Below are 23743 nucleotides of genomic sequence, written 5' to 3' on the forward strand. Positions count from 1 at the left end.
CGAAGGCGATCGTAGAGACATTCTCCGATTGTCTTCACCTCCCTGTTGGACTTAGGCCGGGCCCAGTGCCCGGTCTTTTTTTGGGCCGGACACTCCCCTTTAGAATTGGGCCCGGCCTTTTCTTGCTTGGCACGCCTTTGCGAAGCATGGGGCGGTCTTTTTTGCCTCGTTGCGCCCCGGACCGTCCCCGAAGCACTTCCCTGTCCCGCGCCTGTGCCTTATGACGCGCACGAACAGCGCACCATGGGGAGTTGGCAATGCAAGAGCCCGAGATCACCGAAGACCTGATTGCGGCCCACGGGATCAAGCCCGACGAATACGCCAATATCCTGCGCATCCTGAACCGGGCGCCGAACTTCACCGAACTGGGCATCTTTTCGGCCATGTGGAACGAGCATTGTTCCTACAAGTCCTCCAAGAAATGGCTGCGCACCCTGCCCACCACCGGCCCGCAGGTCATCTGCGGCCCCGGCGAGAACGCGGGCGTCGTAGACATCGGTGACGGTCAGGCCATCGTCTTCAAGATGGAGAGCCACAACCACCCCTCCTACATCGAACCCTATCAGGGGGCCGCGACGGGTGTGGGCGGCATCCTGCGCGACGTCTTCACCATGGGCGCGCGGCCCATCGCGGCAATGAACTCGCTGTCCTTCGGCGAGGTCGATCACCCCAAGACCAAGCGCCTCGTTCATGGTGTGGTTGAGGGCATCGGCGGCTACGGCAACTGTTTTGGCGTGCCTAATGTCGGCGGCGAAGTGCGCTTTCATGCCGCCTACAACGGCAACTGCCTCGTGAACGCCTTCGCCGCGGGTCTCGCGGATGCGGACAAGATCTTCTACTCGGCCGCCTCGGGCGTGGGCATGCCGGTGGTCTATCTTGGCGCAAAGACCGGGCGTGACGGCGTCGGCGGGGCCACGATGGCCTCGGCCGAGTTCGACGACACCATCGAGGAAAAACGCCCCACCGTTCAGGTCGGCGACCCCTTCACCGAAAAGCGCCTGATGGAAGCCACGCTCGAACTGATGAAGACCGGCGCGGTGATCTCCATTCAGGACATGGGGGCCGCCGGGCTTACCTGTTCCGCCGTGGAAATGGGCGACAAGGGCGAGTTGGGCATCCGCCTCAACCTCGACGACGTGCCGCAGCGCGAAGCCAATATGACCGCCTACGAGATGATGCTCTCCGAATCTCAGGAACGCATGCTCATGGTGTTGAACCCGGAGAAAGAGGCCGAGGCCCGCGCCGTGTTCGAAAAATGGGACCTCGATTTCGCCATCGTGGGCGAGACGATCCCCGAGGACCGCTTCCTCATCATGCACGGCGGCGCGTGCAAGGCCGACCTGCCGCTGCGCGCGTTGTCGGGTAATGCGCCGGAATACGACCGCCCCTGGGTGGAGACACCGGATGCCGCGCCGCTGGCCGACGTGCCCCAGATCGACGCCATTGACGGTCTGAAGGGCCTCATCTCATCTCCCAACTACGCCGCGAAACAGTGGGTCTACGAACAGTATGACCACATGGTCATGGCCGATACCGTGCGCCGTCCGGGTCTGGGTGCCGGGATCGTGCGGGTGCACGGCACCGACAAGGCGATTGCGTTTACCTCCGACGTGACGCCCCGCTATGTGAAGGCCAACCCGGTCGAGGGCGGGAAACAGGCCGTGGCTGAAGCTTATCGCAACCTCACCGCCGTGGGCGCGCTGCCGCTCGCAACCACGGACAACCTGAACTTCGGCAACCCCGAGAAGCCCGAGATCATGGGCCAGTTCGTGGGTGCGCTGAAAGGCATCGGCGAGGCCGTCGCGGCGCTCGACATGCCCATCGTCTCGGGCAACGTGTCGCTCTACAACGAAACCGACGGCAAGGGCATCCTGCCCACCCCCACCATCGGCGCGATCGGGCTTCTGAAGAACCTCGAGGCCGACCTGATCGGCGGGCTTGCACGTGAAGGCCATGTCGCGCTCGTGATCGGCGAGACCACCGGCCACCTCGGCCAGTCCGCCCTCCTCGCCGAGGTCTTCAATCGCGAAGACGGTGATGCGCCCCATGTGGACCTTGCGGCCGAGAAGCTCAACGGCGACTTCATCCGCGCGAACGGCGCCAACATCGCCGCCTGCACCGATCTGTCGGACGGCGGCCTCGCCCTCGCCGCCTTCGAGATGGCGGAAGCCGCGGGCGTTGGCGTCTCGCTTGACGCGGCCGACACGCCGACGCTCTTTGGCGAGGATCAGGCGCGCTACCTCGTCGCCTGCGACATGGACCAGGCCGAGGCGCTCATGGTCGCCGCCGGTCAAGCAGGCGTCACCATCGCGACGGTCGGAAAGTTCACCGGCTCTACGGTGAAACTGGGCGGCTCCGAAGCGCCGCTCGCTGATCTCGCCGCGATCTATCGCGCGTCCTTCGCCGAGAAAGCCGCCTGAGGCCAATCCACGGGTGTAGGGCGGGCAACCCCGCCCGCCCCTTTCATCTTTCCCCAAATACTCCTACCACCGTGACACGAGGCTCCCGCCACGAGGTCCCTATGCCCCATATTCCCGAACTGGAATCCGACTGCCAATCCTGCGCGGCGCTATGCTGTATCGCGCTGGCCTTCGACGAAGGTCCGGACTTCGCTTTCGACAAGCCCGCGGGGCTGCCCTGCCCCAATCTCGACGAGAACCTCGCCTGCCAGCACTACAATTATCTGGAGGACGCCGGATTTCCCGGCTGCGTGCGCTATGAATGCCGCGGCGCGGGTCAGCGCGTGACGCAAGAGGTCTTCGACGGCGACACATGGCGCGCCACCCCCGCCATCACCGGGCCGATGCTAGAGGCTTTTGCCACCATGCGCCGGATCCATGACGGGATCGAACTGCTTCTCGCCGCCGAAAATCTCGATCTGCCCGACAGCTACGAGGAAGAGCGGGAAATCCTGCTCGAGCTCTACGCGCCCGAGGAGAAATGGACCGAAGACAGTCTCGCCGCCTTCGCGACATCGACCGCCCCGGGCCGGCTCGCCCAATTCCTGCCCCGGCTGCGCGATTTCGTGTGAGCGCGCAGGGGGTCGCCGCGCCCGCGCACCCTTGCAGCCCGCCGCCGCCCCCTCTACATCTTGAGGCAGAACAGATACGGGAGACCCGCGCCTCATGGCCATGGATGGATCGGAAATCGAAGCCCTCATTCGAGAGAGCTTTCCGAACGCGAAAATCACGATCACCGACCTTGCCGGAGACGGCAATCACTGGTCGGCGGAGGTGATCGACGAGAGTTTCCGGGGCATGAACCGCGTCCAGCAACAGCGCGCGGTCTACGCCTCACTCAAGGGCAAGATGGACGGGCCGAACGGCGACCTTCACGCGCTCGCCCTGACCACGAAAGCGCCCGCCTGACCGGGCTGAAAGGACTAGAAGATGAGCGCACAGGACAGCATCAAATCGACCGTCACCTCGAATGACGTCGTGCTTTACATGAAGGGCACGAAGGAAATGCCGCAATGCGGTTTCTCCTCCCGCGTGGCGGGCGTGCTCAATTTCATGGGGGTGGAATTCAAGGACGTGAACGTTCTGGCCGACGACGAGATCCGCCAGGGCATCAAGGAGTACTCCGACTGGCCGACGATCCCGCAGCTCTACGTCAAGGGCGAGTTCGTCGGCGGCTGCGATATCATCACCGAGATGACGCTCTCGGGTGAGCTGGACCAGCTTTTCGATCAGGAAGGCATCACCTACAACAAGGATGCCGCCGAGAAGATCCGCGAAGCCAACGCCTGAAGCAGGTGTCACGGACCCCTCAAACGAAAGCGCCCCTCGCGGGGCGCTTTTTGCGTTTCAGGCCCTGAGACCCGTCCTAGCCTGACTTGCTTTCCACATGGGCCGCGATCGCCTCGGCCCGCGACACGAGCCCGGAGAGCGTATCGACCACGGCTTCGGAGGCAGCCGCACCCGTGCTTGCGTCGGCCAGCGCCGCCTCGAGCTCGGCAATCCGGCGTTCGGCCATTCTGAGGCTGTCGTCGAGCCCGGCGGTCTTGTCGGCGAGCATGAGCCCCGCCATCAGGAGCATCCGGCTTTCGGTCAAATGCCGGATCTGGCTGATCATGGAGGAGGCTTCGGCATCCAGCATCCCGGCCGCTGACCTCAGAAAATGTTCCTCGCCCTCGGCACAGGCCACCTCGAATTCCCGGCCACCGATAGCCACCACGACGTCAGGCATCCTGTTTCTCCTGTCCTGCGGCAACGATCATCGCCTCGATCTCATCCAGCACGCCGTCAAGCTCGGTCCGATCCGCGCCCTGCGCCGCGCGCAGCGCTTCGAGTTCGGACATCATCGCCCGGTTCACCAGATGCGGCTCGGCCACCCCGTCCTGAATGGCGCCGCGCAGCGCCGCGTTGTTGGCGCGAAGTTCGGCGTTGATCCGGGCGAGCCGGGCCGAAACCTCTTCCTGCCGCGAGAGCGCCGCGGAAAGCCGTTCGACCTCGCCCGACAAACGCCCGAGGGTCGTGTCCTGCTTCTCGCGGATCGACCGCACCCGCTCCTCGAGCTGGGCATTGGCCATGCGTTCTTCCTCAAGCTGGCGCCGGAGCGCGTCGGCTTCGGCCGTGTCGCCGCCGCCGGTCCCGAGTGTCTCGACACTCGCCACGATCCGGTCGAGCGCTGCCGAGAGGCGCCCCTGAAGCTCGGAAATGTCAGTCATGATCTGCTGCCCAATCACGTCGTCTGTTGCCTCTTGCGAAGACCATGCCGGGTTCTTGGCCCGGCTGCAACCACACGACGAATCGCGCGGCGAGGCTCCGCTCGCCCCAGATTAGCGCAAGGGCCTGCCGATTGTCGCCCCTTTGCGGCCAAGGCCTTGGGTGTCGCGCTTGAACTTGGGCCTTAGCCTGATAAGAGAGACCGCGATTGCGCAATCATCGTCAAAGGAACCGCCCCGTGGACATTCCCGCCCTTCGCGAACAACACCCCGACCATTGGATGAAGGCCGCCGCCGTGCGGATGCTGGCCGTAGATGCGGTGCAGGCCGCGAACTCGGGCCATCCGGGGATGCCGATGGGCATGGCGGATGTGGCCACGGTGCTCTTCGAGAAACACCTGAAGTTCGATCCGTCCCGCCCCGACTGGCCGGACCGGGACAGGTTCGTGCTGTCTGCCGGGCACGGGTCCATGCTGATCTATGCGCTCTTGCACCTGACCGGCTATGCCGACATGACGATCGACGAGGTGAAGAACTTCCGCCAGTGGGGCGCCAAGACCGCCGGGCACCCGGAATATGGCCACGCCGCCGGGATCGAAACGACGACCGGCCCGCTGGGTCAGGGTCTGTCCACGGCCGTCGGCATGGCGATGGCCGAAGAAATGCTCCGCGCCCGCTTCGGTGCCAAGGTGCAGGATCACTTCACCTATGTGATCGCCGGGGACGGCTGCCTCATGGAAGGCATCAGCCAGGAGGCCATCGGGCTGGCCGGCAAGCAGAAGCTCGCGAAGCTGATCGTCCTGTGGGACAACAACAACATCTCCATCGACGGCGAGATTTCCATGTCCGACGTCACCGACCAGCGCGCCCGGTTCAAGGCATCAGGCTGGCACGTGCTCGCCTGTGACGGCCATGACCCCGAGGACATCGACCGGGCTCTGACCGAGGCGAAGAAGTCGAAGAAACCCACGCTCATCGACTGCAAGACCCACATCGGTTTCGGTTCGTCCAAACAGGACAGCGCCAAGGCGCATGGCTCGCCGCTCGGCGACGAGGAAATCGCGAAACTGCGCGAAACTTACGGCTGGAACGCCACCGCCTTCGAGATCCCCGCCAATGTGGCGCAGGACTGGAAAGCGATCGGCGAGCGCGGCGTCGAAGCGCGCCGCGCCTGGGAAGGCCGGGTGGCCGACCTCTCCGACCAGCGCCAGAAGGAACTGTCGCGGGTCTTCTCGCTCGAAGCACCGTCGAAGCTCTCGGCCCGGATCAAGGCGCTGAAAAAGCAGATCTCGGACGAAAAACCGAAGGTCGCGACCCGGAAGGCCTCGGAAATGGTGCTGGAGATCGTGAACCCGATCATGCCGGAAAACATCGGCGGCTCGGCCGACCTCACCGGGTCCAACAACACGCTGACCGGCGATCTGGGCATCTTCGACCCGAAAAACCGCAAGGGCCGTTACGTCCACTTCGGCATCCGCGAACACGGCATGGCGGCCGCGATGAACGGTCTGGTGCTTCACGGGGGCATCCGCCCTTATGGCGGCACCTTCATGGCCTTCACCGATTACGCTCGTGGCGCGATCCGTCTGTCCTCGCTCATGGGCATTCCCGTGACCTATGTGATGACCCACGATTCCATCGGTCTGGGCGAAGACGGCCCGACCCACCAGCCGGTCGAGCATCTCGCGATCTGGCGGGCGACGCCGAACACCTGGACCTTCCGTCCCTGTGACACGGTGGAGACCGCCGAAGCCTGGGAACTGGCGCTGACCTCGAAATCGACGCCCTCCTGCCTTGCCCTGTCCCGGCAGAACCTCGCGACGCTGCGCACCGAGCACAAGAACACGAACCTCACCGCCAAGGGCGCCTATGTGCTCGCCGAAGCGGAAGGCAAGCGCCAGGCGATCCTCATGGCCACGGGCTCCGAGGTGGAGATCGCCATGAAGGCGCGCGATCTTCTACAGGAAGAGGGCATCGGCACGCGCGTCGTGTCCATGCCCTGCATGGAGCTTTTCGCCCAGCAGGATGACGCCTATCGCCGCAAGGTGCTTCCCCCCGGCCCGGTCCGTGTGGGTGTGGAAGCAGCCCTGCGAGCCGGTGGCTGGGACCGCTGGCTTCTGGGCGAGCGCGGGTCCGAAAAGAAAGCGGCCTTCGTCGGCATGGAGGGCTTCGGTGCCTCGGCCCCGGCCCCGAAGCTTTACGAAGAGTTCGGCATCACTGCCGAAAACGTCGCAGCCACGGTCAAGAAGCTGATCGGCTGATCCGTGCCTTCATGAGGCTTATACGCCCCCGCAGAGCTCTGCGGGGGCGTTCGCCTTCCATCGGGACTAAAGGACGCGCAGGGTCTCCGGCGCGCGCGACGGCAAGACAATGACATCGGCACCGTGCACGGCCTTGTCGTGAAGATGGATAACGTCCTGATCGAGCATCCGGATACAGCCTGACGACACGGGTTTGCCCAGCTCCCGTGCAGAGGCATTGCCATGGATGCGATAGAGCGTATCGACGCCATCCTTGAAGAGATAGAGCGCCCGCGCGCCCATCGGATTGCCCGGCCCCGGATCCATTCCGCCCAAACGCCAAGAATACTCCGCCAGCTCAGGTTTCCGCTCGATCATCGCGTCGGGCACCTTCCAGCGTGGCCAGTCCCGACAGAACTGGAGCCGCGCGGTCCCTTCCCAGGCAAAGCCCGCAGCGCCCACGGACACGCCGTATCGCGTGGCCGTCTCGGGCGTGTCGATGAAATGCAGGAGCGCGGCGTCCGGGTCGACGACGATGGTGCCCCGGCGCTTGTCCGGCCAGGGGTTCGGCACGGACTGGCGCCAGAGGTCGGGGCCGATCACCCCTTCTTCCACGGCGGGCACGGGAAAGGGTTCGTCGAAGATCGGCCCATAGAAGTCGGGAAGCGGCGGGGTCCTCGGGGGTTCGGGGTTGGTGTTTTCCGGGCGTGCGCAGGCAGCGACGAGGCCAAGCGCTCCGCCCGCAACAAAGGTGCGGCGTGAAAGCATGTGAAAGCTCCGTTTGATCGTGAGAATGGTGCGACAGGCACCGGGTTCGCGATCAAATGGGTCGGGGTGGTCCGATTTCGGGGGATGGAGCAAAGCGGCTCGCGCCCTGCTCGGCCTGTGTCATGGCCAGCCGACCCTGCCCCGCGGGAGGCCGCACGTCTGCCTGTGCCGGCAAGAGCGCGTTGAAGCTGCAGACCGCGCCCGGGAACACTGCCGTTCGGCAGCGGTGGCCCTGTTGCGGCGCCACGCGCACGCTCGGCTCGGCGCGCAGGACCTGTTGCGCGTCCGGGGTCACGGGCACCTGACCGGCCTCGGCCACGCGCAGAACCGCGCCCCAGGGGAGCGTGAGCACGAGCATGACGACCAGCAGGATATGGCGGGCGGCGTTCATGAAGTCGTCATCCATCGCGAGAGCCGCGAAGTCCAGAGGAACACGCCCTCCAAAACGTCGCCCTCACGGGAACTTGCACGTTATGAAAGTGCACAGGGTCAATGTGCGCCGGGTCAATGTGCTCCGGCTTCGGTCTTCTTGCCAGTCACGGCAGCGATCGCGGGCCCGATGATCCACGTCGCCACCGGGATCAGCACGAGCCCCCAGACAAGCCCGAGCACGCCGTCCATGAAGGCCGTGACCACCCAGCTCGCCACTGGCGCGAACCCTTCGCCGACGGCCTCGCCGGCGAGGTCGGCCATGTGGTGAATGAACTCGTAGATCGGATGCCAGCCCAGGTCGTGCAGGCCATGGATGACGATGTTGCCGCCGACCCAGAGCATCGCGGCCGTGCCGACCGTCGTCAGGATCCGCATGAAGACGGGCATCGCCTTGACGAGCCAGCGCCCGAAGGCCCGGGTGGCCCCGAGCCGCCCCCGCGCCGCCATGGCGAGCCCGAGGTCGTCGGCCTTCACGATGAGCGCGACCGAGCCATAGACCGCGACCGTGATCCCGATGGCGACGACCGCGAGCACCGCAGCCTCGGTCCAGATGTTGCTTTCGGGGATGGCGGCGAGCGCGATGGTCATGATCTCGGCAGACAGGATGAAATCGGTCTTGATTGCGCCCGAGACCTTCTGTTCCTCCAGATGGCTCGGGTCCGGGTTTTCGTGGACCTTGGGATCGTGCACGACATGCTCATGCGGGAAGAGCGCGTGCCAGACTTTTTCGGCGCCTTCGAAACACAGATAAGAGCCACCGATCATCAAGAGCGGGGTGATCGCCCAGGGCGCGAAATTCGCGAGGATCAGGCCGAGCGGCAAAAGGATGAGGAGCTTGTTTCGCACGGACCCCAGCGCGATCTTGCCCACGATGGGCAGTTCGCGGCTCGCGTCGAAACCGGTGATGTATTTCGGCGTGACAGCGGCATCGTCGATCACGGCGCCCGCGGCCTTCGACCCCGCCTTGAACGCCTGCGCCGCCACGTCGTCGACCGATGCTGCAGCCACCTTGGCGATGCCCGCCACGTCGTCCAGTAGTGCCAGAAGTCCGCTCATGCTGTCCCCTTTGTCCTCGGCACAAGGTAATCCACCCGCCTTCAACCGCAAGTCGCGAATCCCTCGAAAGGTTCCGGCGGCGCGCGCGGCTGGCGGCATGCAATCGCACACCGTCGACGCGATCCGTTTGCGATAACGGTCCCGCTAACACCATATCCGACAGGCATGTTTTCGCTAACATATTGCCGAATAACAGGAATTTCGGTGGCCGGGCGCGACCGTCCTCTGTATATCTGCGTCAAACCAAGGCGCGAGGTCTGCGCAGGGTATGACGCATTTCGAGAGGGAACATGACATGACGGTCACCGTCGGCATCAACGGCTTCGGACGCATCGGGCGCTGCACGCTTTCTCATATCGCGCAGTCGGGCCGCAACGACATCCAGGTGGTCAAGGTCAACGCGACCGGTCCGCTCGACACCGCCGCGCATCTTCTCAAATACGACAGCGTCCATGGCCGCTATCCCGATGAAATCCGCGTCGCCGGCAACACCATGGACATCGGTCGCGGCCCGATGGAGATGATGTCGACCTACGACATGGACGAACTCGACTGGTCCGGTTGCGATGTCGTGCTCGAATGCACCGGCAATTTCAACGATGGCGAGAAGGCGAAAGCTCATATCGCGCGCGGTGCCAAGAAGGTGCTGATCTCGGCCCCCGCCAAGAACGTGCAAAAGACCATCGTCTTCGGCGTGAACGACGAACTTCTGGCTTCGTCCGACTACATGATCTCGAACGGGTCCTGCACGACGAACGGCCTCGCCCCGCTGGCCAAAGTGCTCAACGACGCCATCGGGATCGAGCGCGGCGTGATGACCACGATCCACAGCTATACCGGCGACCAGCCGACGCTCGATCGCCGCCACTCGGACCTCTACCGCGCCCGCGCCGCTGCCATGGCGATGATCCCGACCACGACCGGCGCGGCCAAGGCGCTCGGCGAAGTGCTCCCGGAACTAGCGGGCAAGCTCGACGGCACCGCGCTGCGCGTGCCCACGCCAAATGTCTCCTGCATCGACCTGACCTTCGAGGCGGGCAAGGACGTGACCGTGGACGACGTGAACGAAGTCGTGCGCGAAGCGGCCGCCGGCAACATGAAAAAGGTCCTTGCCTACGATCCCGAGCCGAAGGTGTCGATCGACTTCAACCACACCGAGTATTCCTCGATCTTCGCGCCTGACCAGACCCGCGTCGTCGGCCGCACCGTCCGCGTGCTGGCTTGGTATGACAACGAATGGGGCTTCTCGGCGCGCATGGCCGACGTGGCCGCGGCGATGGGCCGCCTCTGAGGAGGATCCACAGCCTCACAGAACACCGTCCCCCGGCGCCCGCGTCGGGGGTTTTCGTGTTCCAGGCCTTCCCCTTTGCGGGGAGCGCAGGAACCGGATGCGACGCAAAACCCCTTGCCGCGCCCAGACCCCTGAGCCACAAGGCCTCATGACGAACCGTGTCGCCCTAATCCTGTTTCTCGTGGTCGCGCTGGCCTTCGCGGGCGACCTCATCCTGAACGAGGGAGCGGCGACCTTGTTTCTTGCCAAGAAATTGTACGACCTCCTCGACTGGATCGCCTTCTGGCGCTGAAAATACGGGCGAAACTGCCTGCGCCCCCTTGACCTTCGCGCCGATCTGTCGATGTTAGCGATAACGCAAGACCCGCCGTCCCACTGTGACGCCAGACAGCGATGAACCTCCAAAGCTACGGGAGCCTCCCATGACCACCAAAGTCGCCATCAATGGATTTGGCCGGATCGGCCGCAACGTACTGCGTGCGCTCATCGAACAGGGCCGCACGGATCTCGAAGTCGTCGCGATCAATGATCTGGGGTCGGTAGAGACCAACGCCCATCTCCTCGAATTCGACTCGGTGCATGGCCGGCTCAAGAACGAAGTGACCGTGAAGGGCACGTCCATCGACGCGGGCCTCGGGCCGATCGAGGTCACGGCAATCCGTGATCCCCGGGAACTGCCTTGGGGCGACGTCGACGTCGTCATGGAATGCACCGGCATCTTCACCGGCGACAAGGCGACCGTGCATCTTGAGAACGGCGCATCGCGCGTGCTCGTCTCGGCCCCTTCGGCGGGTGCCGACAAGACCATCGTCTATGGCGTCAACCACGACACGCTGACCTCGGCGGACGTGCATGTCTCGAACGCCTCCTGCACGACGAACTGCCTCGCGCCTGTGGCCAAGGTGCTCAACGACACCTTCGGAATCAAGCGCGGCCTGATGACGACGATCCACAGCTACACCGGCGACCAGCCTACGCTCGACACCTACCACAAGGACCTCTACCGCGCCCGGGCCGCCGCGATGAACATGATCCCCACCTCGACCGGCGCGGCCAAGGCCGTGGGTCTCGTCCTCCCCGAACTCAAGGGGAAACTCGACGGCGTCGCGATCCGGGTGCCGACGCCCAACGTCTCCTGCGTCGACCTGACCTTCGAAGCCGCACGCGACGTCACGGTCGAGGAGATCAACGAGGCGATCCGGGCGGCCGCGAACAGCACCTTCAAGGGCATCCTCGGCTTTACCGACAAGCCGCTCGTGTCGACGGATTTCAACCACAACCCGAACTCCTCCACCTTCGCGACGGACCAGACCAAGGTGATGGACGGCAATTTCGTCCGCATCCTGACCTGGTACGACAACGAATGGGGCTTTTCGAACCGCATGCTCGACACGGCGGCGGAGATCGGCAGACATCTCTGACGCCACCGGCGATCCCCCGCCGAAACGAACCACTGACGCGACGCCCCGGCTTTCCATGGCCGGGGCGTTTTCGTTACGCTCGGGCTTCAGAAAAGAGGACCCCCATGATCGCCACCCTGTCCGCCGTTGCCGGCCTTGTCGTCATCGCCTTGCTCGCGGTGGCGCTCTATCTCCTGTCGCAGGCCAAGAAGACGCGGATCATGGCGCAACAGGTCGAGGCCGCCGTGCCCCCACAGGGACAGTATGTCCAGATTTCCACGGGTCGCCTTCATTTCACCGATATCGGCACGGGCCGCCCCGTGCTGCTGATCCACGGGCTGGGCGGGCAACTGCGCACCATGACTCTCGCGCTGACCTCGGCGCTTGGCCGACAGTTCCGGGTGATTGCGGTGGACCGGCCCGGCATGGGGTATTCCGACCGGCCCGAGGAGATGTCGGCCACCATCGAGGCGCAGGCGGGATACATGGAAGAGGTGATCGACCGGCTGAACCTGCAAAAGCCCATCGTGGTCGGCCATTCGCTCGGCGGTGCCATCGCCGCGCAACTGGCGCTCCGGGCACCCGAGAAGGTCGCAGGCCTCGCGCTTATCGCGCCCCTTCTGCGGGCGTCGTCGAAGTCGTCGACCGCCTTCGCGGCCCTCGGTGTGAAGAACCCGCGCCTGCGGCGTTTTCTGGCCCGCACGCTTGCCGTGCCTGCGATGGTGAAGAACCAGGACGTGACAAGGACCGAGATTTTCGGCCCGGACCCGGTGCCCACGAACTACACGCGTGATGGCGGCGGGCTCCTGTCCCTGCGCCCGAAGAGCTTTCTCAATACCTCGCGCGATTACTGCGCCGTCGGCGAGACCATTCACGCGCAGGCTGAGCGCTACGACGAGCTCAAGATGCCGGTGCGGATCCTCTACGGCACCGAGGATCGCATCCTCGACCATGTGGAACAGGGCATCGACATGGCCGCGCGCTATCCGCACATGCACCTCGAGTTGATCGAGGGCGCGGGCCACATGCTCGTCACCAACCATGTCGACGCCGTGGTGCGCACGGTCGAGGCGGTGGCCGAGGATCTCGCCCCGCGACTGGTCGTGAGCACCCCGACGCCCGGCGATGTGACCGCCTGAGCGAACCGGCCCCCTTGCCGCCATGGGCCCAACCGTCTAGTCGGAAAGCGCGAACAGACTCTCCGACCACGAGACGCCCTTGCCCAGCTTTTCCCTTATCCTGCAGGAATTCATCACCCTCTGGGTCGTGATCGACCCGATCGGGACCCTTCCGGTGTTCCTTGCCGTGACCGCGCGCATGACGCCCAAGTCGCGCCGCGCCGTGGCCTTCCGCGCGATTGCGGTGGCCTTCGCCGTGCTTCTTGCCTTCATCCTCTTGGGACAGGTGGTTCTGGATGCGCTCGGCGTGGACCTGCGCTCGTTCCAGATCGCGGGCGGCGTCGTGCTGTTCCTCTTCGCCCTGACCATGATCTTCGGACCCTCGAAACCCGAAAACGAGATCAGCGAGGCGGAGGCCGCCAAGAACGCGGCCGTCTTCCCCATCGCCATGCCCTCGATCGCCTCGCCCGGGGCGATGCTCGCGGTCGTGATCCTGACCGACAACGACCGTTTCGCCGTGGCCCACCAGGTGATGACTTCGGCGCTCATGGCCGTGGTGCTGCTCATCACGCTCGCGATCCTCTTGCTCGCAGGCCCCATCCACCGCGTCATCGGACAGACGGGTGCGGCCGTGATCAGCCGGGTGATGGGCATGATCCTCGCCGCCGTCGCCGTGGACGCCATCGTGCGCGCGCTTGCCGCGATGGGGGCGCTCCCGGGCTTCTAGGCGACTGACCCCGCTCAGGCGTGCCAGCCCGTCGCCTCAGCTGCGGCCGAGCTTCTGGTAGAGACTGGCCTTGACCTCGGGCGTCACGAACTTGGTGACGTCGCCATCCAGCCGCGCGATTTCCTTGACCAGTTTCGAGGCAATCGCCTGATGCTTAAGGTCGGCCATGAGGAAGACGGTTTCGACCGTGTCGTCCATCGCCCGGTTCATCCCGACCATCTGATACTCGTATTCGAAATCGGTCACGGCCCGCAGACCGCGCACGATCATCGTGGCGCCCACGTCCTTGGCCGCATGGATGAGGAGGTTCTCGAAAGGATGCGCGACGATCTCGGTCCCCGTCACCTCGGTCAGTTTCGCGCATTCCGCCTCGACCATGGCGACGCGCTCCTCGAGCGTGAACATCGGTCCCTTGTCGCGGTTGATGGCCACGCCGATCACCAGCCGGTCGACCAGCACGCAGGCGCGTTTGATGATGTCGATGTGCCCGATCGTGATCGGGTCGAACGTTCCCGGATAAAGTGCAACGCGCATCTTCGTCCCTCCCCTTTTGGGGGCTCACGCAACATTATTACCCGGTTCAATGCAAGCCGTTTCGCACATGCAGAAACGAACTTTGCAGATACCTGATATTGGCGGTTCAGTAGCCCATGATGAGCGACTTCATGCTCTCTGCCTGATTGGCGAGCTCCTCGAGCCGCGCCTTCACGACGTCACCGATGGACACGAGACCGATCATCTTGCCATCCTCGAGCACCGGCATGTGGCGAAACCGTCCGTCGGTCATGATCTGCAGGACCAGGATCGCCCGGTCTCCTGGGGCGCAGCCCCGGACCTTGGCGGTCATGATCGACTCCACCGGTTCGGAAAGGACCGCGGGACCGCGCACCCCCAGTTCGCGCACGATGTCGCGTTCCGACAGGATGCCGTCCGGCGTGGTGCCGTCTTCCGAGACCATGAGGGCCCCGATCTTCTCGCGGGAAAGGATCGCCGCAGCCTCCGACACGCTGGTCGCCTTCGACACCGTCAGAACGCCCTGAGTCGGTTTGTCCCTGAGAATGTGGCTGACTAGCATGATCGGCTCCTCCCGTAGCGGCGCAGCGGTCCTCCCCGCGTCCTAACACCCTCAAATGCGTGCGACATTTTGTCAAGTGAGCGCTTCGAGTCGTGCCACCTCGGCGCGCAATCCGCCGAGCAGAAGCTCCCCCACCCGCGCCATGCGCTCGATCCGCGCGTCGCCCGCATGACGGACGAGATAGAAGGTCCGGGTGAGCGATATCCGGTCAGTCAGGATCTTGCGCAGGTTCGGCGCGAAGGGCAGCGCGAAATCATGCGCGATCCCCAGCCCCGCGCCCTCGCGCAGGAAACCGAGTTGGACCGAGACGGAGTTCGAGGCGAGCGTGATCCTCTCGGCGCTGAGCTCGGACAGGTAGTCCAGTTCCTTGTCGAAGATCATGTCGGGGATATAGCCGACGACCGGGTGCCGGGCGATATCGGCAACCTCGGAAATCGCGTCGTGGCGATCCAGGTAGTCGGCTTCCCCCACGAGATGCAGGCGATAGTCGCTGATCTTCTGCACGGTGAGCCGCCCGGTCGCTGGCGGCGACACCGCTATGGCCAGATCCGCCTCGCGCTTTGACAGGTTGATGACGCGCGGCAGCGCAACGATCTGAAGCTCGATTTCCGGATGTTCGCGGGCGATGGCGGCACAGACCTGCGGCAGCAGGAAATTCGCGCAGCCGTCCGGTGCGCCGATCCTGATCTGCCCCGACAGCCCCCCGGTGGTCCCGGCAAGCGCCTCGGTGCCGCGGGTCACCGCCTGCTCCGCCTCTTCCGCATGGACCAGTAGACGCGCGCCTGCGTCGGTGAGACCGTAGCCCTGCGGCGAGCGGGCAAAGAGCGGCGCGCCGGTGTCTTCCTCGAGCCGCGAAATGCGCCGACCCACCGTCGCCGGATCGAGGCGCAGCACCCGTCCCGCCGCCGAGAGGCTTTCGCCCCGGGCCACGGCCAGGAACACGCGAAGATCGTCCCAGTCCATCGTCACCTCTCCTTCGGCCCGGATTTGAACGCGCCACCTTTGCAATACTGCAAAACGTTTTGAGGAAGTCACCCTTTCCTAAGCAATTTTGCAAGGATATTCTCCGCGCAAGGAAATCAGGAGGACACCTCATGTACGAAGTCGGCAACTGGATCGACGGCGCAGCGGCGAAGAGCACGTCTGGCCGATCGCAAGACATCTTCAACCCTGCCACCGGCGAAAAGCAGGGCTCCGTGCATCTGTCGACGAAGGCGGAGCTCGACGCCGCCGTCGAGCGTGCAGCCGCCGCCCAGGTCGGCTGGGGTGCCACGAACCCGCAGCGCCGCGCGCGCGTCATGATGAAATTCGCCGACCTCATCAACCGGGACATGGACAAACTGGCCGAAGCCGTTTCGCGCGAGCACGGCAAGACGCTCCCCGATGCGCGCGGCGATGTGCAGCGCGGCCTCGAGGTGATCGAGGTCTGCATGGGTGCGCCAAACCTGCTCAAGGGCGAATACATGAACGACGGTGGCCCGGGCATCGACCTTTATTCGATGCGCCAGCCGCTCGGCGTCGTCGCGGGCATCACGCCCTTCAACTTCCCGGCCATGATCCCGCTGTGGAAGATGGGCCCGGCCCTCGCCTCGGGCAACGCGATGATCCTCAAACCCTCCGAGCGCGTGCCGACTACTTCGATGATGCTGGCCGAACTTCTGAAGGAAGCAGGGCTTCCCGACGGCGTGCTTCAGGTCGTGAACGGCGACAAGGAAGTGGTGGACGCAATCCTCGACAATGAAACCGTGCAGGCCGTGGGCTTCGTGGGTTCGACGCCGATCGCCCAGTATATCTATGGCCGTGCCGCGACCAACGGCAAACGTGCCCAGTGCTTCGGTGGCGCCAAGAACCACATGATCATCATGCCCGATGCAGACCTCGACAAGGCGGCCGATGCGCTTGTCGGTGCGGGCTTTGGCGCGGCGGGCGAACGCTGCATGGCGATCTCCGTGGCGGTGCCGGTGGGCAAGGACACCGCAGACAAGCTGATCGAAAAGCTGACCCCGCGCGTCGAGGCGCTCAAGGTAGGCCCCTATACGTCGGATCAGGACGTGGACTACGGCCCCGTCATCACCGAGCAGGCCAAGACCCGGATCGAGGGGCTCATCTCCTCGGGCGTGGATCAGGGTGCGACGCTCGTGACCGACGGACGCGGGTTCAAGCTGCAGGGCTATGAGAACGGCTACTATGTCGGTCCGACGCTCTTCGACGACGTGACCGAGGACATGGACATCTACAAGGAAGAAATCTTCGGTCCGGTGCTCTCGACCGTGCGCAAGGACAGCTACGAAGACGCGCTCGACCTCGTGATGAAGAACCAGTACGGCAACGGCACGGCGATCTTCACGGCGGACGGCGACACCGCCCGTGACTTTGCTTCGCGGGTGAACGTCGGCATGGTCGGCATCAACTTCCCGATCCCGGTGCCCCTGTCCTATTTCACCTTCGGCGGCTGGAAGAAGTCGGCCTTCGGCGACCTCAACCAATACGGCCCCGACGCCTTCCGCTTCTACACCCGGACCAAGACCGTCACGGCGCGCTGGTTCTCGGGCATCAAGGAAGGCGGCGAGTTCGCCTTCAAGGCGATGGACTGAGGCATGGACCTTCTTTGAACACAAAGACAGGCGCCCCGGCGCCTGTCTTGCTTTTCACCCGGGCCAAGCACGCGGACCTCGGTGGCAGAATTCTGCTCATGAGCGATGCAGCAAGGTCCCAGTGCACGCCCATTCACGGCACCGTGCATTGATCGCGGCGCGGGATTGCGCTTGATGTGGCGCCAGAACGCGGCCCTCTGAAGGCCGTCAACCATGTCATTCAAGTGGGACAGGCACTCATGACCGATCGCAAGATGACCCGTCGCGGCCTTCTCGCCGCGGTGTCGGCTTTGCCCTTCGCGGCGCCGGCAATCCTCCGGGCCCAGGACACCCAAGGCACCATCGTCGGCGCGAACGACGAGACCGTTCAGGAGATCGTCCGCCACAACATGTCGTCGTTCCGGCGCATGGACTGGCGCGACCATTTCGAAACGCTGGGGGTCGGCACCATCGTCGTCGATACCCAATCGCGCGCCCTGCATTTCTGGGACAAGACCGGCACCGACTACCGTTTGTATCCGACCTCGGTGCCGCGCACGGACGAGTTGACCAAACGCGGCTATACCGAGATCGTGCGCAAGAAAATCGGCCCGACCTGGACGCCGACGCCCAGCCAGATGGAGCGCTACCCCGACTGGGTCCCGATCGGCGCGGGCGACCCCAAGAACCCGCTGGGCACCCATGCGATGTATCTGGGCTGGCCCGCCTATCTGATCCACGGCACCCACGACACCCGCAAGATCGGGCGCAAGTCTTCGGACGGCTGCATCGGCCTTTACAATGAAAAGATCGCGGAGCTGTTCGAGCTTTGCGAAGTGGGCACGCAGGTGCGCCTGATCTGACGCGCCTTGGCCCCCCGAACATCGGGGCCGGTGACCAAAAACGGGCAAAGGGGCTTCCTCCTCTGGGGAAGCCCCTTCTTTTATTTGAGATATAGGTTATTGTTTGCTCCGGACCTTGCAGAATGGATGCGAGGCCCGACCAATGTGAAGAACGAGGTTCGGCAGAGTATGCCAGGAAGTTACAGGATCCTACCCGGGCAGGGCATCGTCTATGTGGAGTATCGGGGCAAGGCGACCCTGTCAGAGGCAAAATCCCTGCTGAATCAATACTCGACGGACCCGGAAAGACGGATGGGCCAGCGCCAGTTGATCGATCTGTCCCGGATCACCGACTGGGAAAAGGACTTTCTGGGTCTCATGAAGTATCAGGCCGACAGCGCGGCCCGTATCTTTTCGCCCCACGGGACCATGATGATGGTGATCTACGCGCCGACAGGGCCCGGAAAGGACCTCGGGCGCCATCTGGTTCAGACCTGGTCTGCCGTCAGCGGCGCCGTGGTGACCCTGCAGGTGAGCGAAAGCGCCGCGCTTTCGGTGTTGGGCCAGCCGGAAAAACGGATCGCGGAGTTGCTCGCGAAGGCCTCGCACGACCCGCGTTATGCGTGACAACCCTTGCGCGAAGGCCTTTCTTTTCTGACCACTTGGTCTAAGCTGCCTGAACACATAGTAAATATTTGCAAGTGATTGACCAATGCCAGGCAGCTACACGATCCTACCGGAACGCGGCCTCGTCTATGTCCGTTACGAGGGCTTCATCACGCTCGATGAAGCCAACACGATGTTCGCCGATTACACGCGCAACCCGGATAGCCACCCCGGCCAGAAACAGCTGGTCGACCTGTCGCGGGTGACGGACTGGGAGCGGGATTTCTTCCGTCTGATGAAGATGCAGGCGGAGAAGGCCGAAGTTTTCCTCGACCCGAAGAACCCCCAGTTCATGATGATCCTCTATGCGCCGACGGCCCGCACGCAGGAGGTGGGGCGCCATTTCGTGGCCTCGTGGCAGGGCGTGCGCGGGATCGTCGTGTCGTTGCAGCACGATGAAGCGGGCGCACTAGCCATCCTGGGACAACCGGAATCGAGTTTCGACGCGCTGCTCGCCTCGGTCGCCTGACCGCGGTTGCGAGGCCACGCGCAGCGCCGGCTTGCAAGCCGGCGTGACGCCGCGCAATCTGAAGCGGGCCCAGGGGCCGGGAGGACGCGAGATGGGCACGCCGGAGTTCACCATCGGAATCGAGGAGGAGTATCTTCTCGTGGACGCGTCGAGCGGCGCGCTGGCCACCGCGCCCGAAGACCTGATCGGGGCCTGCAAGGCCAAGCTCGAAGACCGGGTGAGCCCCGAGTTCCTGCAATGCCAGATCGAGATCGGCACCCACGTCTGCAAAGGCGTGGTGGAAGCCCGTGAGGACCTGCGCCACCTGCGCAAGGTGGTGGCCGAAGAAGCGGCGGCTTTCGGCCTCGCCCCGATCGCGGCGGCCTGTCACCCGTTTTCCGACTGGAAGACCCAACATCACCGGGACCGCGAACGCTATAACGACCTCAGGCGCGACCTGGGCGGCGTCGCGCGCCGTCTGCTGATCTGCGGGATGCATGTCCATGTGGGCCTTCCGGACAAGGAAAGCCGCATCGATATCATGAACCAGATGAGCTATTTCCTGCCGCATCTGCTCGCGCTCTCGGCGTCCTCGCCGTTCTGGCAGGGCGAGGACACGGGGCTTGCCTCCTATCGGCTATCGATTTTCGACAACCTGCCCCGCACCGGACTTCCGCCCCGGCTTGCGTCGTGGGCCGAGTTCGACCGCACGGTGCAGGCGCTGGTCGATCTGGAACTGATCGAGGATTCGTCCAAGATCTGGTGGGACATGCGACCAAGCTCGAAGTTCCCGACCATCGAGGCGCGGATCTGCGACGTGTCGCCCCGGATCGAAACCGCGCTCTCCATCGCGGCGCTTGTCCAATGTCTCACCCGGATGCTCTGGCGGCTGAAGGGCCTCAACCAGCGTTGGCGTATCTACGACAATTTCCTCGTCGCTGAGAACCGATGGATGGCACAGCGCTACGGGGTGAGCGAAGGGCTCATCGACTTCGGTCGGCGCAAGATCGTGCCGATGGCCGACCTCGTCGAAGAACTGATCGACCTGCTGACCGAGGATGCCGAGGCGCTCGATTGCCTGCCGGAATTGCAGGCGCTCCGACTCGTGGTCACCGAAGGCACCAGCGCGGACCGGCAGAGGGCCCATCTTGCGCGGATGCTCGACGAAGGCACGCCGCGCGACGCGGCGCTTCACGGCGTGGTCCAGCAGTTGATCGCCGAATTTCATGAAGGTCTCTGAAGGGGTTGTGCCGAGCGCCCGCCGGGCTTTGCATTCCTGCAAAGCCTCTTTGGGGAAAACCCGCTTGTGCTTTGCGCTGACGCTGGCACACTCGGGAATTGAACCGATGTTCATTTCTTGGGAGGAACCATGGACTTCGCATTGACCGAAGAGCAGGACGCGATCTTCGATATGGCCCGGGCCTTTGGTCAGGACCATATCGCGCCCTACGCGCAGGACTGGGAAAAGCAAGGCACGATCCCCAAGGAACTTTGGCCCAAGGTGGCTGAACTTGGCCTTGGCGGGATCTACGTCTCGGAAGATTACGGCGGATCTGGCTTGTCCCGTCTCGACGCCACGCTGGTTTTCGAAGCCCTCGCGATGGCCTGCCCCTCGGTTGGATCGTTCCTCTCGATCCACAACATGTGCGGCGGCATGATCGACAAGTTCGGCTCGGAAGAGACGAAGGCGAAGTGGCTTGCCGACCTGACCTCTATGACCAAGGTCTTTTCCTACTGCCTGACGGAGCCTGGATCGGGTTCGGATGCGGCGGCGCTGAGGACCAAGGCGGAGCGGACCAACGACGGCTACAAGCTCAATGGCACCAAGGCCTTCATCTCGGGCGGGTCCTATTCCGACGCCTATCTGACGATGGTGCGCACGGGCGATGACGGGCCCAAGGGCATTTCCGCCATGGTGATCGAGGACGGCACAACGGGCCTCTCCTTCGGCGGGCTCGAGGAGAAGATGGGCTGGCGGTCGCAGCCCACGGCGCAGGTTCAGTTCGACGATTGCGTGGTGCCCGCGGACAATCTTGTCGGCGAGGAAGGACGCGGCTTCGTTTATGCCATGGCCGGGCTCGACGGCGGGCGGCTCAATATCGCGGCCTCCGCGCTTGGCGGCGCACAATCGGCGCTCGACCTGACGCTCGCCTATATGGGCGAGCGCAAGGCCTTCGGAAAGACCATCGACCAGTTCCAGGCGCTTCAGTTCAAACTGGCCGAGTTGGAGGTCAAGCTGCAGTCGGCCCGCATCTTCCTGCGTCAGGCGGCGTGGAAGCTGGACAACGGCACGCCCGACGCTACCAAGTTCTGCGCCATGGCCAAGATGTATGTTACCGACGCGGCCTTCGACGTGGCGAACGCCTGTTTGCAACTTCATGGCGGCTATGGCTACCTCGCCGACTATGGCATCGAGAAGATCGTTCGCGACCTGCGGGTGCACCAGATCCTCGAAGGCACGAACGAAATCATGCGCTTGATCGTGAGCCGACAGATGCTCGCGGACCGGGGCTGAGAGAGGACCGACTTGGATATCTTCTGCGAGATCAAGGGCCGCGCCGGGCGCATCACGCTCAACCGGCCCAAGGCGCTCAATGCGCTGACCTACGACATGTGTCTGGCCATCGAGAAGGCGCTCGACGACTGGCGCGAGGACGACGCAGTCGAGATCGTCGTGATCGACGCGGCAGGCGACAAGGCCTTCTGCGCGGGCGGCGACATTCAGGAGATGTATGACACCGGGATCGCCGGGAACTTCGACTACGGGCGCAGGTTCTGGACCGACGAATACCGGATGAACGCCAAGATCGCCGAGTATCCCAAGCCCATCGTGGCCTTCCTGCAAGGCTTCGTCATGGGCGGAGGCGTCGGTATCGGCGGGCACGCCTCGCATCGGATCGTTTGCGAGACCTCGCAGGTTGCCATGCCGGAAACCGGGATCGGCCTTGTACCCGACGTGGGCGGCACGCTTCTTCTCGCCCGGGCGCCGGGGATGATCGGGGAATACCTTGGTCTCACGGCGGCCCGGATGGACGCGGGCGACGCGATCCATGCCGGCTTCGCGGATAGCTTCGTGCCGCGTGAGTACTGGCTCGATCTGATCGTGGACCTTGAAGAGACCGCGGATGTCACGGTGATCGAAAAGGTCAAAGGCCCTGCCCCGGAAAGCAAGCTCATCGCCCTGCGAACCACGATCGACACCTGTTTCGCGGGCGGGCTTGCCCATATCGTATCTGCGCTCGAGGGCGACGGTTCGGAGTTCGCCGCCTCGGCACTGAAGGCAATCGGACGCAATTCGCCGCTCGCCATGGCGGTCACGCTGGTCAATATTGCCCGCGCCCGGGCCGCCGACGACATCCGCGCCGTGTTGGGCTTTGAATATGAGTATACCTATCGCTCGATGGAGCACGGCGATTTCCTCGAAGGGATCCGCGCCGCCATTGTCGACAAGGATCGCAATCCGAAATGGAAACACCCGCTCGACGCCCTGCCTGATGAGGCGGTCGAGACGATGACCGCGCCTCTGGGCGTGGACGCTCTGAAGATCTAGGGAGGATCACATGCAAATCGGCTTTATCGGACTGGGCAACATGGGTGGGCCGATGGCGGCCAACCTCGCCAAGGAAGGGCATGACGTGGTCGGCTTCGACCTCGCCGCCCCGATGCCCGAGGGCGTTACCAAGGCGGCGACCGCCGCCGAGGCGGCCAGCGGCGCGGATGTGGTCATCACGATGCTGCCCAACGGCGCGATCCTGCGTTCGGTGGCGGACGAGATCATCCCGGCCATGAAACAGGGCGCGGTCTTTGCCGACTGCTCGACCGTGGACGTGGAAAGCGCGCGCGCGGTCGCGGATCAGGCGATGGAGGCCGGGCTAATGGCCATCGACGCGCCGGTCTCGGGCGGGATCACGGGGGCTGCGTCGGGCACCCTCACCTTCATGGCCGGCGGCTCGCAGGAGGCCTTCGACAAAGTGAAGCCGCTTCTTGATATCATGGGACAGAAGGCCGTGCATTGCGGGCCGTCGGGCAACGGGCAGGCCGCCAAGATCTGCAACAACATGATCCTCGGCGTCACTATGATCGCCACCTGCGAGGCCTTCGCGCTCGCCGACAAGCTCGGGCTCGACCGGCAGGCGATGTATGATGTCGTGTCGACCTCGTCGGGCTACTCCTGGACCATGAACGCCTATACACCGGCGCCGGGGATCGGCGCCAAGTCGCCCGCCGACAACGGCTACAAGCCCGGCTTCGCAAGCGAGCTGATGCTGAAGGACCTGCGCCTGAGCCAGCAGGCCGCCGAAGCGGCGGATGCCGATACGCCGATGGGCATGGCCGCGACCGAGCTCTACGCGCAATTCGTCGAGGCGGAAGACGGCAAGGGCACCGATTTCTCCGCCATGCTGCCCCGCTTCGAGAAACGCGGACGCAGCTGAGCGTTTCT

General features: G+C 64.3%; 26 protein-coding genes. 18 read left to right on the forward strand and 8 right to left on the reverse strand.

Annotated features, from left to right (window positions below; all coding sequences use genetic code 11):
- The first annotated feature begins 257 nt into the window (after positions 1-257).
- The 4 genes from purL (at position 258) to grxD (ending at position 3749) form a co-directional block, all read left to right on the forward strand.
- The gene (gene purL, locus KJP29_RS13445; protein WP_218464046.1) at positions 258-2420 is read left to right on the forward strand and encodes a phosphoribosylformylglycinamidine synthase subunit PurL; all 2163 of its coding nucleotides are present in this window, start codon (positions 258-260) and stop codon (positions 2418-2420) included.
- Positions 2421-2521: 101 nt separating this feature from the next.
- A complete protein-coding gene (locus tag KJP29_RS13450) occupies positions 2522-3031 on the forward strand; it encodes a hypothetical protein (RefSeq protein ID WP_218464047.1) in 510 nt (169 codons plus the stop codon).
- Positions 3032-3125: 94 nt separating this feature from the next.
- Positions 3126-3368 (forward strand): BolA/IbaG family iron-sulfur metabolism protein, encoded by a 243-nt coding sequence (locus KJP29_RS13455; protein ID WP_218464048.1) that lies wholly within the window; start codon positions 3126-3128, stop codon positions 3366-3368.
- Between the two features lie 21 nt (positions 3369-3389).
- On the forward strand, positions 3390-3749 hold the full coding sequence (gene grxD, locus KJP29_RS13460) for a Grx4 family monothiol glutaredoxin (RefSeq protein ID WP_218464049.1): 360 nt from the start codon (positions 3390-3392) through the stop codon (positions 3747-3749).
- A gap of 76 nt (positions 3750-3825) precedes the next feature.
- On the opposite strand, the gene KJP29_RS13465 is transcribed toward grxD, so the two are convergent.
- The gene (locus KJP29_RS13465; protein ID WP_218464050.1) at positions 3826-4188 is read right to left on the reverse strand and encodes a cell division protein ZapA; all 363 of its coding nucleotides are present in this window, start codon (positions 4186-4188) and stop codon (positions 3826-3828) included.
- Positions 4181-4669, reverse strand: coding sequence for a hypothetical protein (locus KJP29_RS13470; protein ID WP_218464051.1), 489 nt, complete (start codon positions 4667-4669; stop codon positions 4181-4183). Before KJP29_RS13470 ends, KJP29_RS13465 begins: the two co-directional genes overlap by 8 nt.
- Positions 4670-4905: 236 nt before the next feature.
- Here KJP29_RS13470 and tkt point away from each other — a divergent pair, with 236 nt between their 5' ends.
- Positions 4906-6927 (forward strand): transketolase, encoded by a 2022-nt coding sequence (gene tkt, locus KJP29_RS13475; protein WP_218464052.1) that lies wholly within the window; start codon positions 4906-4908, stop codon positions 6925-6927.
- A 66-nt stretch (positions 6928-6993) separates the two neighbouring features.
- Here the strand turns inward: tkt and KJP29_RS13480 are convergent, their stop codons facing one another.
- The 3 genes from KJP29_RS13480 to KJP29_RS13490 form a co-directional block, all read right to left on the reverse strand.
- Complete coding sequence (locus KJP29_RS13480) at positions 6994-7674, reverse strand: L,D-transpeptidase (protein ID WP_218464053.1); 681 nt, start codon at positions 7672-7674, stop codon at positions 6994-6996.
- A gap of 52 nt (positions 7675-7726) precedes the next feature.
- Complete coding sequence (locus KJP29_RS13485) at positions 7727-8080, reverse strand: hypothetical protein (RefSeq protein WP_218464054.1); 354 nt, start codon at positions 8078-8080, stop codon at positions 7727-7729.
- Positions 8081-8178: 98 nt separating this feature from the next.
- Positions 8179-9162 (reverse strand): DUF808 domain-containing protein, encoded by a 984-nt coding sequence (locus KJP29_RS13490; RefSeq protein ID WP_218464055.1) that lies wholly within the window; start codon positions 9160-9162, stop codon positions 8179-8181.
- A 295-nt stretch (positions 9163-9457) separates the two neighbouring features.
- On the opposite strand from KJP29_RS13490, the gene gap (KJP29_RS13495) reads away from it, so the two are divergent.
- The 5 genes from gap (KJP29_RS13495) (at position 9458) to KJP29_RS13515 (ending at position 13698) form a co-directional block, all read left to right on the forward strand.
- Entirely contained in the window at positions 9458-10453 is a 996-nt protein-coding gene (gene gap, locus KJP29_RS13495) for a type I glyceraldehyde-3-phosphate dehydrogenase (protein WP_218464056.1), read from the forward strand.
- A gap of 148 nt (positions 10454-10601) precedes the next feature.
- Positions 10602-10745: a glyceraldehyde-3-phosphate dehydrogenase gene (locus KJP29_RS13500; RefSeq protein ID WP_218464057.1), complete on the forward strand. Its 144-nt coding sequence runs from the start codon at positions 10602-10604 to the stop codon at positions 10743-10745.
- Positions 10746-10875: 130 nt separating this feature from the next.
- Positions 10876-11874, forward strand: coding sequence for a type I glyceraldehyde-3-phosphate dehydrogenase (gene gap, locus KJP29_RS13505; protein WP_218464058.1), 999 nt, complete (start codon positions 10876-10878; stop codon positions 11872-11874).
- Between the two features lie 104 nt (positions 11875-11978).
- Entirely contained in the window at positions 11979-12992 is a 1014-nt protein-coding gene (locus tag KJP29_RS13510; RefSeq protein WP_218464059.1) for an alpha/beta fold hydrolase, read from the forward strand.
- A gap of 79 nt (positions 12993-13071) precedes the next feature.
- Entirely contained in the window at positions 13072-13698 is a 627-nt protein-coding gene (locus KJP29_RS13515; protein ID WP_218464060.1) for a MarC family protein, read from the forward strand.
- A gap of 36 nt (positions 13699-13734) precedes the next feature.
- Here KJP29_RS13515 and coaD read toward each other — a convergent pair whose 3' ends face one another.
- From coaD to KJP29_RS13530, 3 genes are all read right to left on the reverse strand, one after another.
- Positions 13735-14232 (reverse strand): pantetheine-phosphate adenylyltransferase, encoded by a 498-nt coding sequence (gene coaD, locus KJP29_RS13520; RefSeq protein WP_218464061.1) that lies wholly within the window; start codon positions 14230-14232, stop codon positions 13735-13737.
- Between the two features lie 106 nt (positions 14233-14338).
- Positions 14339-14773 carry a CBS domain-containing protein gene (locus KJP29_RS13525; RefSeq protein WP_218464062.1) on the reverse strand — a complete coding sequence of 145 codons (435 nt, stop codon included), beginning with the start codon at positions 14771-14773 and terminating at the stop codon, positions 14339-14341.
- 72 nt (positions 14774-14845) lie between these two features.
- Complete coding sequence (locus KJP29_RS13530) at positions 14846-15742, reverse strand: LysR family transcriptional regulator (RefSeq protein ID WP_218464063.1); 897 nt, start codon at positions 15740-15742, stop codon at positions 14846-14848.
- Between the two features lie 125 nt (positions 15743-15867).
- Between KJP29_RS13530 and KJP29_RS13535 the strand changes: the two genes are divergently transcribed.
- From KJP29_RS13535 to mmsB, 8 genes are all read left to right on the forward strand, one after another.
- Entirely contained in the window at positions 15868-17367 is a 1500-nt protein-coding gene (locus KJP29_RS13535) for a CoA-acylating methylmalonate-semialdehyde dehydrogenase (protein ID WP_218464064.1), read from the forward strand.
- A 239-nt stretch (positions 17368-17606) separates the two neighbouring features.
- Positions 17607-18209, forward strand: a complete 603-nt coding sequence (locus KJP29_RS13540) for a L,D-transpeptidase (RefSeq protein ID WP_218464065.1) — start codon at positions 17607-17609, stop codon at positions 18207-18209.
- A gap of 168 nt (positions 18210-18377) precedes the next feature.
- A complete protein-coding gene (locus tag KJP29_RS13545) occupies positions 18378-18815 on the forward strand; it encodes a hypothetical protein (protein ID WP_218464066.1) in 438 nt (145 codons plus the stop codon).
- Between the two features lie 85 nt (positions 18816-18900).
- On the forward strand, positions 18901-19323 hold the full coding sequence (locus tag KJP29_RS13550; RefSeq protein ID WP_218464067.1) for a hypothetical protein: 423 nt from the start codon (positions 18901-18903) through the stop codon (positions 19321-19323).
- Between the two features lie 91 nt (positions 19324-19414).
- Positions 19415-20542, forward strand: coding sequence for a carboxylate-amine ligase (locus KJP29_RS13555; RefSeq protein ID WP_218464068.1), 1128 nt, complete (start codon positions 19415-19417; stop codon positions 20540-20542).
- A gap of 129 nt (positions 20543-20671) precedes the next feature.
- Positions 20672-21817 (forward strand): acyl-CoA dehydrogenase family protein, encoded by a 1146-nt coding sequence (locus tag KJP29_RS13560; RefSeq protein ID WP_218464069.1) that lies wholly within the window; start codon positions 20672-20674, stop codon positions 21815-21817.
- 12 nt (positions 21818-21829) lie between these two features.
- Positions 21830-22852 (forward strand): enoyl-CoA hydratase/isomerase family protein, encoded by a 1023-nt coding sequence (locus tag KJP29_RS13565; protein WP_218464070.1) that lies wholly within the window; start codon positions 21830-21832, stop codon positions 22850-22852.
- Positions 22853-22862: 10 nt separating this feature from the next.
- Positions 22863-23735, forward strand: a complete 873-nt coding sequence (mmsB, locus tag KJP29_RS13570; protein WP_218464071.1) for a 3-hydroxyisobutyrate dehydrogenase — start codon at positions 22863-22865, stop codon at positions 23733-23735.
- Positions 23736-23743: the final 8 nt, after the last annotated feature.

The sequence above is a fragment of the Maritimibacter sp. DP1N21-5 genome (assembly GCF_019218295.1).
GTDB lineage: Bacteria > Pseudomonadota > Alphaproteobacteria > Rhodobacterales > Rhodobacteraceae > Maritimibacter.

Excerpts from the sequence above, each read along its gene's own strand:
- purL (WP_218464046.1), top strand. The coding sequence starts at position 258 with ATGCAAGAGCCCGAGATCACCGAAGACCTGATTGCGGCCCACGGGATC.
- KJP29_RS13450 (WP_218464047.1), top strand. The coding sequence starts at position 2,522 with ATGCCCCATATTCCCGAACTGGAATCCGACTGCCAATCCTGCGCGGCG.
- KJP29_RS13455 (WP_218464048.1), top strand. The coding sequence starts at position 3,126 with ATGGCCATGGATGGATCGGAAATCGAAGCCCTCATTCGAGAGAGCTTT.
- grxD (WP_218464049.1), top strand. The coding sequence starts at position 3,390 with ATGAGCGCACAGGACAGCATCAAATCGACCGTCACCTCGAATGACGTC.
- KJP29_RS13465 (WP_218464050.1), bottom strand. The coding sequence starts at position 4,188 with ATGCCTGACGTCGTGGTGGCTATCGGTGGCCGGGAATTCGAGGTGGCC.
- KJP29_RS13470 (WP_218464051.1), bottom strand. The coding sequence starts at position 4,669 with ATGACTGACATTTCCGAGCTTCAGGGGCGCCTCTCGGCAGCGCTCGAC.
- KJP29_RS13480 (WP_218464053.1), bottom strand. The coding sequence starts at position 7,674 with ATGCTTTCACGCCGCACCTTTGTTGCGGGCGGAGCGCTTGGCCTCGTC.
- KJP29_RS13485 (WP_218464054.1), bottom strand. The coding sequence starts at position 8,080 with ATGGATGACGACTTCATGAACGCCGCCCGCCATATCCTGCTGGTCGTC.
- KJP29_RS13490 (WP_218464055.1), bottom strand. The coding sequence starts at position 9,162 with ATGAGCGGACTTCTGGCACTACTGGACGACGTGGCGGGCATCGCCAAG.
- gap (WP_218464056.1), top strand. The coding sequence starts at position 9,458 with ATGACGGTCACCGTCGGCATCAACGGCTTCGGACGCATCGGGCGCTGC.
- KJP29_RS13500 (WP_218464057.1), top strand. The coding sequence starts at position 10,602 with ATGACGAACCGTGTCGCCCTAATCCTGTTTCTCGTGGTCGCGCTGGCC.
- gap (WP_218464058.1), top strand. The coding sequence starts at position 10,876 with ATGACCACCAAAGTCGCCATCAATGGATTTGGCCGGATCGGCCGCAAC.
- KJP29_RS13510 (WP_218464059.1), top strand. The coding sequence starts at position 11,979 with ATGATCGCCACCCTGTCCGCCGTTGCCGGCCTTGTCGTCATCGCCTTG.
- coaD (WP_218464061.1), bottom strand. The coding sequence starts at position 14,232 with ATGCGCGTTGCACTTTATCCGGGAACGTTCGACCCGATCACGATCGGG.
- KJP29_RS13525 (WP_218464062.1), bottom strand. The coding sequence starts at position 14,773 with ATGCTAGTCAGCCACATTCTCAGGGACAAACCGACTCAGGGCGTTCTG.
- KJP29_RS13535 (WP_218464064.1), top strand. The coding sequence starts at position 15,868 with ATGTACGAAGTCGGCAACTGGATCGACGGCGCAGCGGCGAAGAGCACG.
- KJP29_RS13540 (WP_218464065.1), top strand. The coding sequence starts at position 17,607 with ATGACCGATCGCAAGATGACCCGTCGCGGCCTTCTCGCCGCGGTGTCG.
- KJP29_RS13545 (WP_218464066.1), top strand. The coding sequence starts at position 18,378 with ATGCCAGGAAGTTACAGGATCCTACCCGGGCAGGGCATCGTCTATGTG.
- KJP29_RS13550 (WP_218464067.1), top strand. The coding sequence starts at position 18,901 with ATGCCAGGCAGCTACACGATCCTACCGGAACGCGGCCTCGTCTATGTC.
- KJP29_RS13555 (WP_218464068.1), top strand. The coding sequence starts at position 19,415 with ATGGGCACGCCGGAGTTCACCATCGGAATCGAGGAGGAGTATCTTCTC.
- KJP29_RS13560 (WP_218464069.1), top strand. The coding sequence starts at position 20,672 with ATGGACTTCGCATTGACCGAAGAGCAGGACGCGATCTTCGATATGGCC.
- mmsB (WP_218464071.1), top strand. The coding sequence starts at position 22,863 with ATGCAAATCGGCTTTATCGGACTGGGCAACATGGGTGGGCCGATGGCG.